General features: G+C 72.8%; 13 protein-coding genes and 2 tRNA genes. 9 read left to right on the forward strand and 6 right to left on the reverse strand.

Annotated features, from left to right (window positions below; all coding sequences use genetic code 11):
- Positions 1 to 68: 68 nt before the first annotated feature.
- From ACGFI1_RS43350 to ACGFI1_RS43385, 8 genes are all read left to right on the forward strand, one after another.
- The gene (locus ACGFI1_RS43350; RefSeq protein WP_392733962.1) at positions 69 to 1,355 is read left to right on the forward strand and encodes a phenylacetate--CoA ligase family protein; all 1,287 of its coding nucleotides are present in this window, start codon (positions 69 to 71) and stop codon (positions 1,353 to 1,355) included.
- 53 nt (positions 1,356 to 1,408) lie between these two features.
- Positions 1,409 to 1,996, forward strand: coding sequence for a nicotinate-nucleotide adenylyltransferase (nadD, locus tag ACGFI1_RS43355; protein WP_138638708.1), 588 nt, complete (start codon positions 1,409 to 1,411; stop codon positions 1,994 to 1,996).
- A gap of 374 nt (positions 1,997 to 2,370) precedes the next feature.
- Positions 2,371 to 2,784: a ribosome silencing factor gene (gene rsfS, locus ACGFI1_RS43360; RefSeq protein ID WP_138638707.1), complete on the forward strand. Its 414-nt coding sequence runs from the start codon at positions 2,371 to 2,373 to the stop codon at positions 2,782 to 2,784.
- Complete coding sequence (locus ACGFI1_RS43365) at positions 2,777 to 3,439, forward strand: histidine phosphatase family protein (RefSeq protein WP_386875293.1); 663 nt, start codon at positions 2,777 to 2,779, stop codon at positions 3,437 to 3,439. The genes rsfS and ACGFI1_RS43365 overlap by 8 nt, the downstream gene beginning before the upstream one ends.
- 78 nt (positions 3,440 to 3,517) lie before the next feature.
- Positions 3,518 to 3,590 (forward strand) — tRNA-Ala (locus ACGFI1_RS43370).
- 280 nt (positions 3,591 to 3,870) lie between these two features.
- Positions 3,871 to 4,101 carry a hypothetical protein gene (locus ACGFI1_RS43375; protein ID WP_301177689.1) on the forward strand — a complete coding sequence of 77 codons (231 nt, stop codon included), beginning with the start codon at positions 3,871 to 3,873 and terminating at the stop codon, positions 4,099 to 4,101.
- Positions 4,102 to 4,214: 113 nt separating this feature from the next.
- Positions 4,215 to 4,721 carry a hypothetical protein gene (locus ACGFI1_RS43380; protein WP_392733966.1) on the forward strand — a complete coding sequence of 169 codons (507 nt, stop codon included), beginning with the start codon at positions 4,215 to 4,217 and terminating at the stop codon, positions 4,719 to 4,721.
- An 81-nt stretch (positions 4,722 to 4,802) separates the two neighbouring features.
- Positions 4,803 to 4,875, forward strand: a tRNA-Ala gene (locus ACGFI1_RS43385).
- A gap of 49 nt (positions 4,876 to 4,924) precedes the next feature.
- Here ACGFI1_RS43385 and ACGFI1_RS43390 read toward each other — a convergent pair.
- From ACGFI1_RS43390 to ACGFI1_RS43405, 4 genes are all read right to left on the reverse strand, one after another.
- The gene (locus ACGFI1_RS43390; protein WP_392733968.1) at positions 4,925 to 6,034 is read right to left on the reverse strand and encodes a baeRF2 domain-containing protein; all 1,110 of its coding nucleotides are present in this window, start codon (positions 6,032 to 6,034) and stop codon (positions 4,925 to 4,927) included.
- Between the two features lie 77 nt (positions 6,035 to 6,111).
- Complete coding sequence (locus ACGFI1_RS43395) at positions 6,112 to 6,621, reverse strand: DUF1360 domain-containing protein (RefSeq protein ID WP_392793481.1); 510 nt, start codon at positions 6,619 to 6,621, stop codon at positions 6,112 to 6,114.
- Positions 6,618 to 6,977 (reverse strand): VOC family protein, encoded by a 360-nt coding sequence (locus tag ACGFI1_RS43400; RefSeq protein WP_386875301.1) that lies wholly within the window; start codon positions 6,975 to 6,977, stop codon positions 6,618 to 6,620. The genes ACGFI1_RS43395 and ACGFI1_RS43400 overlap by 4 nt, the downstream gene beginning before the upstream one ends.
- Complete coding sequence (locus ACGFI1_RS43405) at positions 6,978 to 7,235, reverse strand: DUF7218 family protein (RefSeq protein ID WP_386875303.1); 258 nt, start codon at positions 7,233 to 7,235, stop codon at positions 6,978 to 6,980.
- Positions 7,236 to 7,301: 66 nt separating this feature from the next.
- Here ACGFI1_RS43405 and ACGFI1_RS43410 point away from each other — a divergent pair, with 66 nt between their 5' ends.
- Positions 7,302 to 10,529 carry an AfsR/SARP family transcriptional regulator gene (locus ACGFI1_RS43410; RefSeq protein WP_392793482.1) on the forward strand — a complete coding sequence of 1,076 codons (3,228 nt, stop codon included), beginning with the start codon at positions 7,302 to 7,304 and terminating at the stop codon, positions 10,527 to 10,529.
- 119 nt (positions 10,530 to 10,648) lie between these two features.
- Here ACGFI1_RS43410 and ACGFI1_RS43415 read toward each other — a convergent pair whose 3' ends face one another.
- Both ACGFI1_RS43415 and ACGFI1_RS43420 read right to left on the reverse strand, forming a co-directional pair.
- Positions 10,649 to 11,473 (reverse strand): ABC transporter permease, encoded by an 825-nt coding sequence (locus ACGFI1_RS43415; protein WP_205719647.1) that lies wholly within the window; start codon positions 11,471 to 11,473, stop codon positions 10,649 to 10,651.
- Positions 11,470 to 12,441: an ATP-binding cassette domain-containing protein gene (locus ACGFI1_RS43420; RefSeq protein ID WP_386875307.1), complete on the reverse strand. Its 972-nt coding sequence runs from the start codon at positions 12,439 to 12,441 to the stop codon at positions 11,470 to 11,472. Before ACGFI1_RS43420 ends, ACGFI1_RS43415 begins: the two co-directional genes overlap by 4 nt.
- Positions 12,442 to 12,947: the final 506 nt, after the last annotated feature.

Below are 12,947 nucleotides of genomic sequence, written 5' to 3' on the forward strand. Positions count from 1 at the left end.
AACGGTCGGGCGGCAGGGTTCCACGCCGGGGACCGGCTGCCGGGTCCGGCCGCGCCCGGGAGGCAGCCATGTTCGATCCCAAGGCCGAGGCGATGTCGGTGGACGAGCGGGCCGCGCTGCAGCGGCACCGGCTGTGGGGGCTGGTCGACCGGCTCCTCGCCGCCGGCGGCGTGCAGGGGCGGCGGCTGAAGGACGCCGGTGTCACCGGCGGTTCCGACGTGACGCTCGCCGGCCTGCGCGACCTGCCGTTCACCACCAAGCAGGACCTCTGGGACGGCTACCCGTTCGGGATGCTCGCCGTCCCGCGGGACCAGGTCGCCGCCGTGCACGGCTCCAGCGGGACGCGCGGGCGCCCGACCCTCGTCGCCTACACCAAGGGCGACCTCGACCTGTGGGCGGCGATGTGCGCGCGCTCCCTGTCGTGCGCCGGGGCGGCGCCGGGCAGCGTCGTCCACAACGCGTACGGGTACGGGCTGTTCACCGGCGGCATCGGCATCCACCAGGGCGCCGTCGCGCTCGGCGCGACCGTCGTGCCGATGTCGGGCGGCATGACCGACCGCCAGGTGCGGATGCTCGCCGACCTGCGCGCCGACATCCTGACCTGCACCCCCGCGTACGCGCTGCGGCTCGGCGAGGCCGTCGCCGAGGCCGGCGTCGAGATCCCCGCGCTGAAGGCCGGGCTGTTCGGCGCCGAGCCCTGGTCGGAGGAGCTGCGCACCGCCATCGAGGCCGTGCTGCCGATCAAGGCGATGGACGTCTACGGCCTGTCCGAGGTCATCGGGCCCGGCGTCGCCACCGAATGCCTCGAACAGGACGGCCTGCACGTCAACGAGGACCACTTCATCGTCGAGGCCGTCGAACCGTCCACCGGCGAACCCGTCGCCGACGGCACTCCGGGCGAACTCGTCTTCACCACGCCGACCAAGCAGGCGCTGCCGCTGCTGCGGTACCGGACCGGCGACATCGCGTCCCTGACGCGCGGCGAGTGCGCCTGCGGGCGGACCCTCGTCCGGATGAGCAAGGTCCTCGGACGGGTCGACGACATGATCGTCGTGCGGGGCGTCAACGTGTACCCGAGCGAGGTCGAACGGGTCCTGCTCGGGTCCGGGCTCGTCCGGCCGCACTACCAGCTCGTCGTGGACCGGCGCAGCCCGTCCGCGCGGCTCCTCGTCGCCTGCGAGGCACTCTCCGGTGACCCCGGAGCCGACCTCGTCCACGCGCTGCACGAGGCGCTGGGGCTCACCGCCGAGGTGTTCGTGCTGCCCGGCGGCACCGTGCCGCGAACCGAGGTCGGCAAGGCCGTCCGCGTCGTGACGTGGGACGACGGCCACCCGCCCATCCCCGGCCTGAGCTGAGCCCGGGGGGCCGGACGTTCCGGGCACCGACCCGGCTGGCTATTCTCGTCGCCATGACGCAAAAGCGGCGGCTGGGTGTGATGGGCGGCACCTTCGACCCCATCCACCACGGGCACCTCGTGGCCGCGAGCGAGGTCGCGCACTTCTTCTCGCTCGACGAGGTCGTGTTCGTGCCGACCGGCCTCTCGTCCCACAAGGAGGGCGGCGACGTCACCGCCGCCGAGGACCGCTACCTCATGGCCGTCATCGCCACCGCGTCCAACCCGCGCTTCTCCGTCAGCCGCATCGACATCGACCGGCCCGGCCCCACCTACACCGTCGACACCCTCCGCGAGATGCGCGACATCCAGGGGCCCGGCACCGACCTGTTCTTCATCACCGGCGCCGACGCGCTGGAGAAGATGCTCACCTGGCACGACACCGACGAACTGTTCGAACTCGCCCACTTCATCGGCGTCACCCGCCCCGGCCACCGCCTCGCCGACCCGGGCCTCCCCAACGGACGCGTCTCCCTGATGGAGGTGCCGGCCCTGTCCATCTCCTCCACCGAATGCCGCGAACGCGTCCAGGCGGGCGAACCGATCTGGTACCTCGTCCCGGACGGCATAGTCCAATACATCAATAAACGAAACCTGTATTAGTTGTGCATTTGGGGGCGGTGGTGCCCACCCGGCCCACCCGGCCCACCCGTCACCGTTTGAACCCCAGCCACCGCCCACGGGTCGTGCGGCCGGAGGGCGCTCAGCGCCCGGAGGTCGCACGGCCCGCCGGGCGGGAGGCTGTTTCACGAGACGCGCCAGCGGATCGGGAAACGGCCTCTCGGCCGTGACGGGGGTTCCAGGGGGTCGCCCCCTGGACGGAGCTGGTCGCGACCCTGGTGGTGCGCTCCGCATACCCTGGTGGGGGAGGGCCGCATGAGCGTGCGGTTGTACATCGACACGGGGGTACCGACGTCCTTGGCACGTGAGAGGGTGTCAACGGAGACGACCCCTACAGGGAGGATCGCGAGCGCATCGTGACCGCATCCGAGAGGGCGGCAGAGCTCGTCCGGATCGCCGCCGAGGCGGCGGGCGACAAGCTGGCCGACGACATTCTTGCCTACGACGTGAGCGAGCAGCTCGTCATCACCGACGCGTTCGTGCTCTGCTCCGCCCCCAGCGACCGGCAGGTCCGCGCCATCGTGGACGAGGTCGAGAAGCGCCTGCGCGAGGAGGCGGACGCCAAGCCCGTCCGGCGCGAGGGCGAGCGTGAGGGCCGGTGGGTCCTGCTGGATTACGCCGACATCATCGTGCACATCCAGCACGAAGAGGACCGCATGTACTACGCCCTCGAACGCCTGTGGAAAGACTGCCCCCTCATGGACCTGCCGGAGGGCGCGACCGCCCACCAGGCCCAGCGCGCCCGTGCCGTCGGGAGCCCGAGTGAGTGACGCCCGCCGCACCCGCGAACCCGGCAAGCGGCGGCTCGTCCTCTGGCGGCACGGCCAGACCGCGTGGAACGTCGAACGCCGCTTCCAGGGCAAGACCGACATCCCGCTCGACGAGACGGGCGTCCAGCAGGCCCAGCGCGCCGCCCGGCTCCTCGCCGGGCTCCGCCCCACCGCCCTGCTGGCCTCCCCGCTGCGCCGCGCCGCCGACACCGCCCAGGCGCTCGCCGACATCACCGGGCTGCCCGTCCGCTACGACCGGGACCTCATCGAACGCGACGGCGGCGCCTGGGAGGGCCTGACGTCCCGCGAGATCCGCGAGCGCTACCCGGCCGAGCACGCCGCCTGGCAGCCGCCCGGCGGGGAGACCAGCGCCCAGGTCGCCAAGCGCGTCGGCGCCGCCCTCGAACGCGCCCTCGACGAGCTGCCGCCCACCGGCCAGCTCGTCGTCGCCTCGCACGGCGCCGCGCTGCGCCTCGGCATGTCCCACCTCCTCGGGCTCCCCGAGGAGACCTGGGAGCGCCTCGGCGGCCTGTCCAACTGCTGCTGGTCCGTCGTCACCGAGATGCGCGACGGCGGCTGGCGACTCGCCGAGCACAACGCCGGGACCCTCCCCGAGCCCGTGCTCAGCGACGACCGGCCCGACGCCGGCACCTGACCCGCAAACGATTCGAGAGCAGCCCCGTCCGTCCTATACACTGGCGGGGCGCTGCGGGATGAACGTCCACGCAGCGGCGGGGCTATGGCGCAGTTGGTAGCGCGCCTCCATGGCATGGAGGAGGTCTGGGGTTCGAATCCCCATAGCTCCACTCGGAGTTGGGAGTGGTGTGGTCGGAGCTTTGCTCCTTTCCTGCCACTCCTTCGTCGTTTTGTCCGGGGGGCGACCCCCGGGCCCCCGATGTGGGGGGGCTCCGCCCCACGCCCCCTTGCCGGTTTCTGTTTCCGCTTCTCTTGCGGTCTGGTGCGCGCTGCCCTTGGGCTTTGTGGTCGCGCTTGCTGGGTGCCCCTTGGCTCTTGGTTGGGGCCGTCTGGCGAATGGGGGGTGCCGGACGACCTGAGCATGGGGGGCGGGATGGTTTCATGCGGGGTATGGGAAGACATCGCAGGGGGGCGAAGCGCGAGGTCACGGTGGCCGACCTCATCGACGAACTGCGCCGGTTCGAGCCCGGGACGCAGGTGCGGCTGGCGGTCCAGCCCCGGCTCCCGCAGGAGCACGCCGTCGGAGGCGTCGCGGAGGCGGACGGCATGGTGTGGATCGGCGACGGCGGGCACCGCGGGTACGCGCCCGACGAGGTCGCCGAGCAGCTCGGGTGGAGCTGACGCAAAGCCTTCGCCATGACGGCGGCTACCTTTGCTCCGCCCGCGCTTCGCACTGTCGATCATGAGGGAACAGCCAATGACGTGGCGATGCATGATCGAGAGGGTTGACCCCAATGAGAAGCCCGATGCTAGGGCTGCTGCCCGCCGCGGTCGCGGCGGCGGCCGTCACGGCCGTGGCCGTGCCGGCGTCCGCGGAGGAGGCACCGCAGCCCGTCCCGCGGACCTACACCCTGGACGACTGCCCCGAGGCGCTGAACTTCCTGACGTCGATGCTCAGCTCGATGCTGAAGAGCCCCGACCTCGCCAAGGCCGTCTGCACCATGAAGGCGGAGCAGAACGCGCAGGACACGCCGAGCGCAGAGGACGGGTGGGACACCAAGGGCACCAAGGGCGCGGAGGGCACGCAGGGCGCGGAGGACACCAAGGGCGCGGAAGGCGCGGAGGGTGCCGAGGGCGCGGAGACCGCGCCGGTCGAGGGCACCTACACCGATCCCGACGGGCGCACCGTCGCCCAGAAGGACAACAAGCTCCTGGGGCTCGTGCAGATGCCCAAAAGCCTCCTGGTCAAGGTGCCGACCCTCGACGAGGGCACGTACACCTACACGGCCGGCGGCCGCTGACGTTCACGGGCCGCGAAGGGGTGTCCTTCGCGGCCCGTGTCTCAACCGCTCCCAGCGTGCACTAAGCTTTTCCTCGACCGAGGGGCTATGGCGCAGTTGGTAGCGCGCCTCCATGGCATGGAGGAGGTCTGGGGTTCGAATCCCCATAGCTCCACGCTCGGCTTCGGAGTGGTGGGCCTGCGGGCCGCCACTCCTTTGTCGTTTCAGACGGGGGTCGTGGTGTAGCGCAGGACGGCGCCCACGGGATGGTCCGGTGCCTGGTCGTTGGACGGCACGACGACCAGCTCGCTGTCGGTGGCCGCGGCGGCCCGCACCAGGGCCGCGTCCGCACGCTCCGCCCGGGGGTCGGTGATGCCGAACTCCTCGCGGAGCTCCTCCGCGGTGGCGGCGACCTGGATCGGGTCGGGGCCGATCCACAACTGGTCGTCGGAGTCGGCGTCGTCCATCAGCAGCAGCGTCTCCACCTGGCCGTGCCGGAGCGCCTGCGTCGTCGCGGGCAGGCCCGACACCGCGCGCTCGCCGTTGGCGAGTTCGCGGTCGAAGCGCTCGGCGACCGTCATGACGCGTTCGGCCGTCTTCAGCTTCAGGAGGCGGTTCAGCTCGTCGTCCAGCTCCGGGTCGTCGATGCCGGTGTTCTTGTCCGCCTCGACGGTGTGCTCCAGGACGCTCTCCGACACCTCCTCCAGGACGGCGTTGCGGGCGCGGACGTCGCCGGCGATCACGACGGCCTCGGCGCGGCAGCGGTCGGCGGCGCGGTCGATCTCGTGGGCGACCTTCTTCGCGTTGAGCTTCCAGGTGTTCTCCGAGGAGCGCTGGTACCGGGACTGGTTCCAGTCGCCCGCCTTCACCTTGCGGATGGGGTACTCCTCGTCGCCCCGCACGTCGATGTGCTCGTGCCTGCCGTCGGCGCCCACGCAGTCGATCGCGCCCCCGCGGCGGTCGACGACGGCCACCAGGTGTGCGAACTGCTCGCCGCGCTCGGTGAGGTACGGCAGGACGTCCGGGAGCGGGGCGAGGGTCGCGCGGGTGACGCGGGGCGGGTGGGGGAGCCGTTCGCTGTACACCACCTCGCCGTCCGCCGCGAAGACCACGATGCCCTCGGAGCGGCGCATGGCCAGCTCCTCCTCGATGGTCCGCGCGATCGCGCGGACGGTCGCCTTGGGGGTGTTCTGGTCCTCCAGTTCCGCGCGCAGCGCCCGCCACCGCAGCTCCGCGGCCTTGGCCGCGTCCTCGGTCGTCCGGGTCAGGTCGGCGTACACCGACGCGTACGGGCCCGGACGTTCATACAGCGTCTTGAGGAATGCCAGATCCATGGGACGGCCGTACCCGTTGCAGCTGGGACAAACGTGAAGACGGGGTGGTTCGTGTGGTTTTGTTGGGGGTTTCCTGGTCAGCCCTCGGCCGACTGCTGGAGGCGCGCGTAGGCGAGCTGCAGCCAGTCCGAGCCGGTGACCGCCGTCATCGTGACGCCGGCGAGGCGGGTGGCCTCCGGGGCGAACACCAGGCCCGCCGCGTAGGCCGTCGCGACCCACTGGGCCGTGCAGAACGGGCAGGTGATCAGCTCCCCGACGGCATGCCGGACGCCCTTGCCGCGCACCTCCTCCGCCACCTCCGACGGGCCCGCCGTCCCCGAGTACCGGGTGAACGGGGCGCGCAGCGGGCTGGTCACCGGGTCCTTGGCGATCAGCCGCGCCACCTTGTGCGTCGTGACCGTCATCAGCGCCAGGTCGGCGGCGCCGATGACCGGCGGACGGTCGCGCAGCCTGCGGCCGAGCAGCGCCATCGCCGCCGTCGTCAGCGCGTAGACGCCGAGCGTGCCGAGGTAGGAGCCGAGCGGGCGGTCCGCTCCGGCGGTGTACTCCTCCTTCTGCTTGCGCGCGGTGTCGACGACCGCGTTCATCGCTTCTCCTTCCGGGGGTCGACGATCAGGCAGAACTCGTTGCCCTGCGGATCGGCGAGCACCGTGGTCGGCCAGCCGTCGTCCACGAAGGGGCCGCGGACGACGGTGGCGCCGAGCCCGGTGACGCGGGCGAGTTCCGCGTCCATGTCGGCGACGCGGAGGTCAGGGTGCATGCGGTTCTTGCCGGACTTCGGTTCGGGGACGCGCTGCAGCAGGATCATCGGGCCCCGCCCGGACGGGTCCGTCAGGTGGACGTACGGGGGGTCGTATCGGCCGCGTTCGTAGCCGAGGGCGGCGGCCCAGAAGTCGGCGAGCGCGTCGGGGTCGCGGCAGTCCAGGACGAAGACGAGTTCCATCTAGTGGTCGCGCAGCGCCTTGACCAGCTCGGACTTGTTCATCGAGGAGCGGCCCTCGATGCCGATCTCGCGGGCGCGGTCGAGCAGTTCGTCCTTCGTCCAGTCGTCGTAGGAGGGGTTCTTGCCGCCCTTGCGGCTCACGTTCTTCTTGCCGCGGTTCGCGGAGGCGTTCGCGATGCGCGCGGCCTTCTCCTTGCTCTCGCCCTGGTCGCGCAGCTTCTGGTACGTCTTCTCGTCCTTGATCTGTGCTCTAGGCATAGCGGAACAACTACCCGGCACACGAAGTCCACACATCGGCGAGAATGGCACCCGGAAAGGGGACTCGTGCGCATCGGCATCCTGGGCCCGCTCGACCTGCGGGACGAGGCCGCCCGGCCCGTCGAGGTCGGCGGCCGGCGGCTGCGCGCCCTCCTCGTCCGGCTGGCCGCCGAGGGCGGCCGGCCCGTGTCCGCCGAGCGGCTGCTGGACGACCTGTGGGACGGCGCCCCGCCCGGCGGCAACGCCCTGCAGGCGCTCGTCTCCCGGCTGCGCGGCGTCGCCGGACGGGACGTCGTCGAGCACGGCCCGGCCGGCTACCGGCTCGGCATCGACCCGGCGGAGGTCGACGCGGTCGCGTTCGAGCGCGGCGCCGCGGCGGCCCGCGCCGAGGACGACCCGGCGCGGCGGGCCGCCGGGCTGCGGGCCGCGCTCGCGCTGTGGCGCGGGCCCGCCCTCGCCGACGTCGCCGACGCCGACTTCGCCCACCCGTTCGCCGCGCGGCTGGAGGAACTGCGGGTCGCCGCCGTCGAGGACCGCGTCGAGGCGGAGCTCGCCGCTGGCCTACCCGTCCCGCCGGTCGCCGAACTGGAGCCGCTCGCCGCCGCCAACCCGCTCCGCGAAAGGCTGCGCGGCCAGCTGATGCGCGCGCTGTGCGCGGCGGGGCGGCAGGCCGAGGCGCTGGAGGTGTACGAGGAGACGCGGCGTGCGCTCGCCGACCGGCTCGGCGTCGACCCGTCCCCGGAGCTGGCCGCCGTCCACCTGTCGATCCTGCGGCGGGAGGCCCCGGCGCCCGCGCCCGCCGCCGTCCCGGACGTTCCCGCACCGGCGCCGCGCACCAACCTGCCCGCGCAGCTCACCAGCTTCGTCGGACGGGAGGAGGAGTCGCGGCGCGTCGGCAAGCTGCTCCGCGAGACCCGGCTCGTCACGCTCACCGGCCCCGGCGGAGCGGGCAAGACGCGGCTCGCCGGTGAGAGCGCCGCCGCGCTCGTCGACGAGATGCCGGACGGCGCCTGGTTCGTCCCGCTCGCCCCGGTCAGCGAACCCGGCGAAGCCGTGCAGGCCGTGCTGTCGGCGCTCGGCGTCCCCGAGACCGTCCGGCCCGGCGAGACGCGCATGGCGGTGCGGCCCGTCGAACGGCTCACCGACTTCCTAGCCGCCAAGCGCATGCTCATCGTGCTCGACAACTGCGAGCACCTCATCGACGCGGTCGCGCGGCTCGTCGACCACGTCCTCGCGCAGGCGCAGGGCGTCCGGATCCTCGCGACGAGCCGCGAACCCCTCGGCATCACCGGCGAGTCGCTGTGCCCCGTCCCGTCCCTGCCGCTGCCGGACGAGGACGCCGCCGACCCGGCCGCCGCGCTCGGCTACGCCTCGGTCCGGCTGTTCGCCGACCGGGCCGCGGCCGTCCGCCCCGGCTTCGCCGTGGACGCCGGCACCGTCGCCGACGTCGTCGCGATCTGCCGGGCGCTCGACGGCATCCCGCTCGCGATCGAGCTGGCCGCCGCCCGGCTGCGCTCCCTCACGCCCGGCCAGGTCGCGGCCCGGCTCGGCGACCGGTTCCGGCTGCTGGCGGGCGGCAGCCGCGCCGCGCTGCCCCGGCACCGCACGCTGCGCGCCGTCGTCGACTGGAGCTGGGACCTGCTGGACGACGCCGAACGCACCGTCCTGCGCAGGCTCTCGGTCTTCGCCGGCGGCGCCACCCCCGAGGGCGCCGTGCACGTGTGCGGGCTGGACGCCCCCGACGCCCCCGACCCGCACGACGTCATAGACGTCATCGCCGCCCTGGTCGACAAGTCGCTGGTGATGGCGGACGGCGACGCCGAGGTCCGCTACCGGCTGCTGGAGACCGTCCGGGTGTACGCGGGGGAGCGGCTGGAGCAGTCCGGCGAGGCCCGGCGCGTCCGGGACGCGCACGCCTGCTACCTCGTCGGGTTCGCCGAGCGCGCCGAACCGGAGCTGCGCCGCCACGACCAGCTGCGCTGGGCCGAGCGGATCTCCGCCGAACGCGGCAACATCGCGGCGGCGTTCCGCCACGTGACCGAGACCGGCGACGTCGAGACCGGGCTGCGGCTCCTCGCGTCCCTGGTGTTCTTCTTCATCCTGCGGGACATGGAGACGGAGGCGTCCGGCTGGGCCGTCGCCGTGCACGCCATGGCCGGCGACACCCCGCCTCCCGGCCTGGAGGAGGAGCACGCGCTCTGCGTCATCTCGTCCCGCCTCATCACCGAGATGCAGAAGGACCAGGGGCCGACGCGGGAGTCGCTGAACGCCGCCCTGGCGGACATCGCCTCCGTCATCCCCGACAGGCCGAGGCATCCCGTCCTGGCCCTCGCGCAGTGCGCGTCCAGCATCTTCACCGGCGACATGGAGGCGATGCGCCGGCGGCTGCACGACATCGACGACCATCCCGACCCGTGGCTCCGCGCCATCGTCCGCGTCTGCCTGGGGCACATGGCGATCCACACCGGTGACATCGACGAGGCGGCCGCGGAGACCGCCGACGGCTACGCGCGGTTCCGGGAGATGGGCGACCGGTTCGGGATGATCGTCGCACTGAGCGGGATGATGCAGGTCGCGCTGGCCCGGGACGAGGCGGCGGAGGCCATCCGGCTCGGCGAGGAGGCGCACGGCTACGCCACCGCCCAGGTCAGCCCGGAGCAGGGCGCGGGGATCCTCATCCAGCTCGCCCGTGCGCGCGCCCGGCAGGGCGACGTCGAGGGCGCGCGCGCGGACCTCGACCGGGCGATGGCGGAGACCGAGCGGGTCGGTGAGTTCGCCGAAGCGGCCGGCGCGTCCCTGCAACTGTGCGAACTGTCCCTCCAGGAGGGCGACCGGGACGCCGGGCGCGCCTACGCCGAGCGCGCGCACAAGTGGGTCGAGGCGCGCGGCCACCGGCCCGACTTCGTGCAGACCGCCCGCCGCACCCACAGCCGCCTCGGCTGCCTCGCCGAGGAGGACGGCGACCTCGACGAGGCGCGGCGCCGGCACACCGAGGCGTTCCGCGACCTGCACGACGACGTCCTCATGGGCAACCCGACCGTGGCGTCCCTCATCGAGGGGCTGGCCGCCTACGCCGCCGCGCGCGGTGCGTTCGTCCGCGCCGCCGAACTGCTCGGCACCGCGCACACCCTGAACGGCTACAGCGACGACACCTCCTACGAGGTCCGCCGGACGCTGCCCGCGGTGACCCGCGCCCTCGGTGACGACGCCTTCGCCGCCGCCTACGAACGCGGCCGCCTGGTCACCCGCCAGGGCGTCTTCGAGCAGAGCGCCGACCTCGTCGCGTCCATCTGACGAATGCGGCGGGACGGGCTCGTGCACGGGTGCCGCACCGAGTGGGGACGGCCGCGCGCGCCATCCCGGACTGTGCGTCCGGGATGGCGCGCGCGGCGGTGGGACGGGCCGGGCCGCCGTCAGGCCCGCCGCGAGTACATGCGCATGGCGAGCGGGAACGTGACCAGAGTGATCCCCGCCGCCCACGCGAGCGTGTACCAGGCGTGGTTCCCGATCGGGCCGCCGACGGTCAGCGCACGCACCGCCGCGGCCAGATGGGTGACCGGGTTGATGTCCGTCCACGCCTGCAGCCACCCCGGCATCGTGGCCGTGTTCGGGACGAGGATGTTGCTGCCGAACGTCAGCGGCATCACCCAGAGGAAGGACAGGCCCTGGACCGTGTCCGGCGACGGCGCGATCAGGCCCACCAGCACCGAGAACCAGCACACGGCCAGGTAGAACACGTACGCCAGCGCGAACGCCGCCACCACCGACAGCGGGTCGGTGTGGAACCGGAAGCCGAGGATCGACCCGAAGCCCACCAGCATCGTCATCACGGTGACGAACCGCGCCGTGTCCCCGAGGACCGTCCCGATCAGCGGCGCCGACCGGGCGATCGGCAGGCTGCGGAACCGGTCGAACACGCCCTTGTGGATGTCCTCGTTCAGCGCCGTCCCGACGCCCATCGTCGCGAACATCGTCATCATCGCGACGAGGCCCGGCAGCAGCTCCTGCAGGTAGGCGTGCGTTCCGCCCGCCACCGCGCCGCCGAACACGTAGAGGAACAGCACCAGGAACACGATCGGCATGAGCGTCGTGTCCAGCAGCTTCTCCGGGGAGTGCCGCAGCTGGGCGAGGTTGCGCCACGCCAGGGTCAGGCCGTGCCGGAGCGTCCGCCGCGGGCTGACGCGCCCGGGCGGCTCGGCCGGCGCCTGCGGACGGGAGTCGACGGTCATCGTGGTCATGCCACGCTCCTTTCGAGTTCGAGGCCGGCCTCGTCGGCGAGGTGGCCGGTGAGTGTGAGGAACACCTCGTCGAGGCTCGGCATCCGCAGCGCCAGCTCGGCCGCCGTGATGGACGCCTCGTCCAGCCGCCGCACCAGCGCGGACATCAGCCCGGGATCGTTCACCGGCGCCGTGACGAGCCCCGTCGCCTCCTGCACCTCGGGGCGCTCGCCGGTCAGCTCGGCCACGATCGCGGCGAGCTGTGCGGCGCGGTACGGCTCGGCGGCCCGCACCGCGAGCGTCTGCCGCCCGACCCGCCCCTTCAGCTCGTCGGACGTCCCCTCGGCGATGACCCGGCCGTGGTCGAACACCGCGATCCGGTCGGCGAGGGCGTCGGCCTCCTCCAGGTACTGCGTCGTCAGCAGCACGGTCGCGCCGTCGGCCACCACCGTGCGGACCGTCTCCCACACCTCGTTGCGGGCCCGCGGATCCAGCCCGGTCGTCGGCTCGTCCAGGTAGATGACCTCGGGATGGTTGATCAGGCTCGCCGCCAGGTCGAGCCGCCGGCGCATGCCTCCCGAGTAGGTCTTCACGGCGCGCGACGCGGCGTCCGTCAGCCGGAACCGGTCGAGCAGCTGCCGGGCCCGCGCCTTCGCCTCCCGCCGGCCGAAGTCCAGCAGCCGCGCGATCATCACCAGGTTCTCGGTGCCGGTCAGCTCCTCGTCCACCGACGCGTACTGCCCGGTCAACCCGATCTTCGCCCGGACGCGCGCCGCGTCCCCGACCACGTCGTAGCCGCACACCTCGGCGCGTCCGGCGTCCGGCTTCAGCAGCGTCGCCAGCACGCGGACGGCGGTGGTCTTGCCCGCGCCGTTGGGCCCGAGCACCCCGAGCACCGTGCCGCGGCGCGCCGCGATGTCCACACCGTCCAGCGCCTTCGTATCGCCGAACGTCTTGCGCAGCCCCTCTGCGCGGATCACTTCGTCCATCGGTCCCGCCTCTCGCCATGCGTCATCTGTGACGGTCACCACGGTGGGGGAGGGCGCTGACAGGGCGCGGACATCGGCGCCCGCCCGCTGACGCGCCGCTGACATGGGACTGATGTCGCAGCCGTGAACTCCGAGTGACCTGCAGGTTTCTCGCGCATGCGGGAGGTGTCGGCCAGCCGGCCCTCGCCCACGGGCGTCGGAACGGCCACGGTCGAGGGGCCGCAAAGCCCTTGTGGGCGGAGCGTTCAGCGGGTCGTGTCGATTTGACGGGCTGTCCGAGGCTGCCTAATGTCTGTCGTGCCCCAAGGGGATGCGGGACGCCGAGAGGCGGACGGCCCCGGGGGGAAGCCAAAAGAGGAAAACGGTTCGCGGCTTGCTTCGAACCGAGGTACTCTCGAATGGCAAGCCCGGACGGGATGCAGGACGCCGCGAGGTGGCCGGCCCGCAGGGGCGACTCCTACGGATCGACCATCGCCAGGCTCACGGCCTGGGGGTGACTCGTCGCC

Source organism: Actinomadura geliboluensis (assembly GCF_043197915.1).
Taxonomy (GTDB): Bacteria; Actinomycetota; Actinomycetes; order Streptosporangiales; family Streptosporangiaceae; genus Spirillospora; species Spirillospora geliboluensis.

What these genes read in the sequence shown, in the direction of transcription:
- ACGFI1_RS43375 (WP_301177689.1), top strand. Translation starts at nt 3,871, where the DNA reads ATGGGAAGACATCGCAGGGGGGCGAAGCGCGAGGTCACGGTGGCCGAC.
- ACGFI1_RS43350 (WP_392733962.1), top strand. Translation starts at nt 69, where the DNA reads ATGTTCGATCCCAAGGCCGAGGCGATGTCGGTGGACGAGCGGGCCGCG.
- ACGFI1_RS43415 (WP_205719647.1), bottom strand. Translation starts at nt 11,473, where the DNA reads ATGACCACGATGACCGTCGACTCCCGTCCGCAGGCGCCGGCCGAGCCG.
- ACGFI1_RS43395 (WP_392793481.1), bottom strand. Translation starts at nt 6,621, where the DNA reads ATGAACGCGGTCGTCGACACCGCGCGCAAGCAGAAGGAGGAGTACACC.
- ACGFI1_RS43380 (WP_392733966.1), top strand. Translation starts at nt 4,215, where the DNA reads ATGAGAAGCCCGATGCTAGGGCTGCTGCCCGCCGCGGTCGCGGCGGCG.
- nadD (WP_138638708.1), top strand. Translation starts at nt 1,409, where the DNA reads ATGACGCAAAAGCGGCGGCTGGGTGTGATGGGCGGCACCTTCGACCCC.
- ACGFI1_RS43400 (WP_386875301.1), bottom strand. Translation starts at nt 6,977, where the DNA reads ATGGAACTCGTCTTCGTCCTGGACTGCCGCGACCCCGACGCGCTCGCC.
- ACGFI1_RS43420 (WP_386875307.1), bottom strand. Translation starts at nt 12,441, where the DNA reads ATGGACGAAGTGATCCGCGCAGAGGGGCTGCGCAAGACGTTCGGCGAT.
- ACGFI1_RS43390 (WP_392733968.1), bottom strand. Translation starts at nt 6,034, where the DNA reads ATGGATCTGGCATTCCTCAAGACGCTGTATGAACGTCCGGGCCCGTAC.
- ACGFI1_RS43405 (WP_386875303.1), bottom strand. Translation starts at nt 7,235, where the DNA reads ATGCCTAGAGCACAGATCAAGGACGAGAAGACGTACCAGAAGCTGCGC.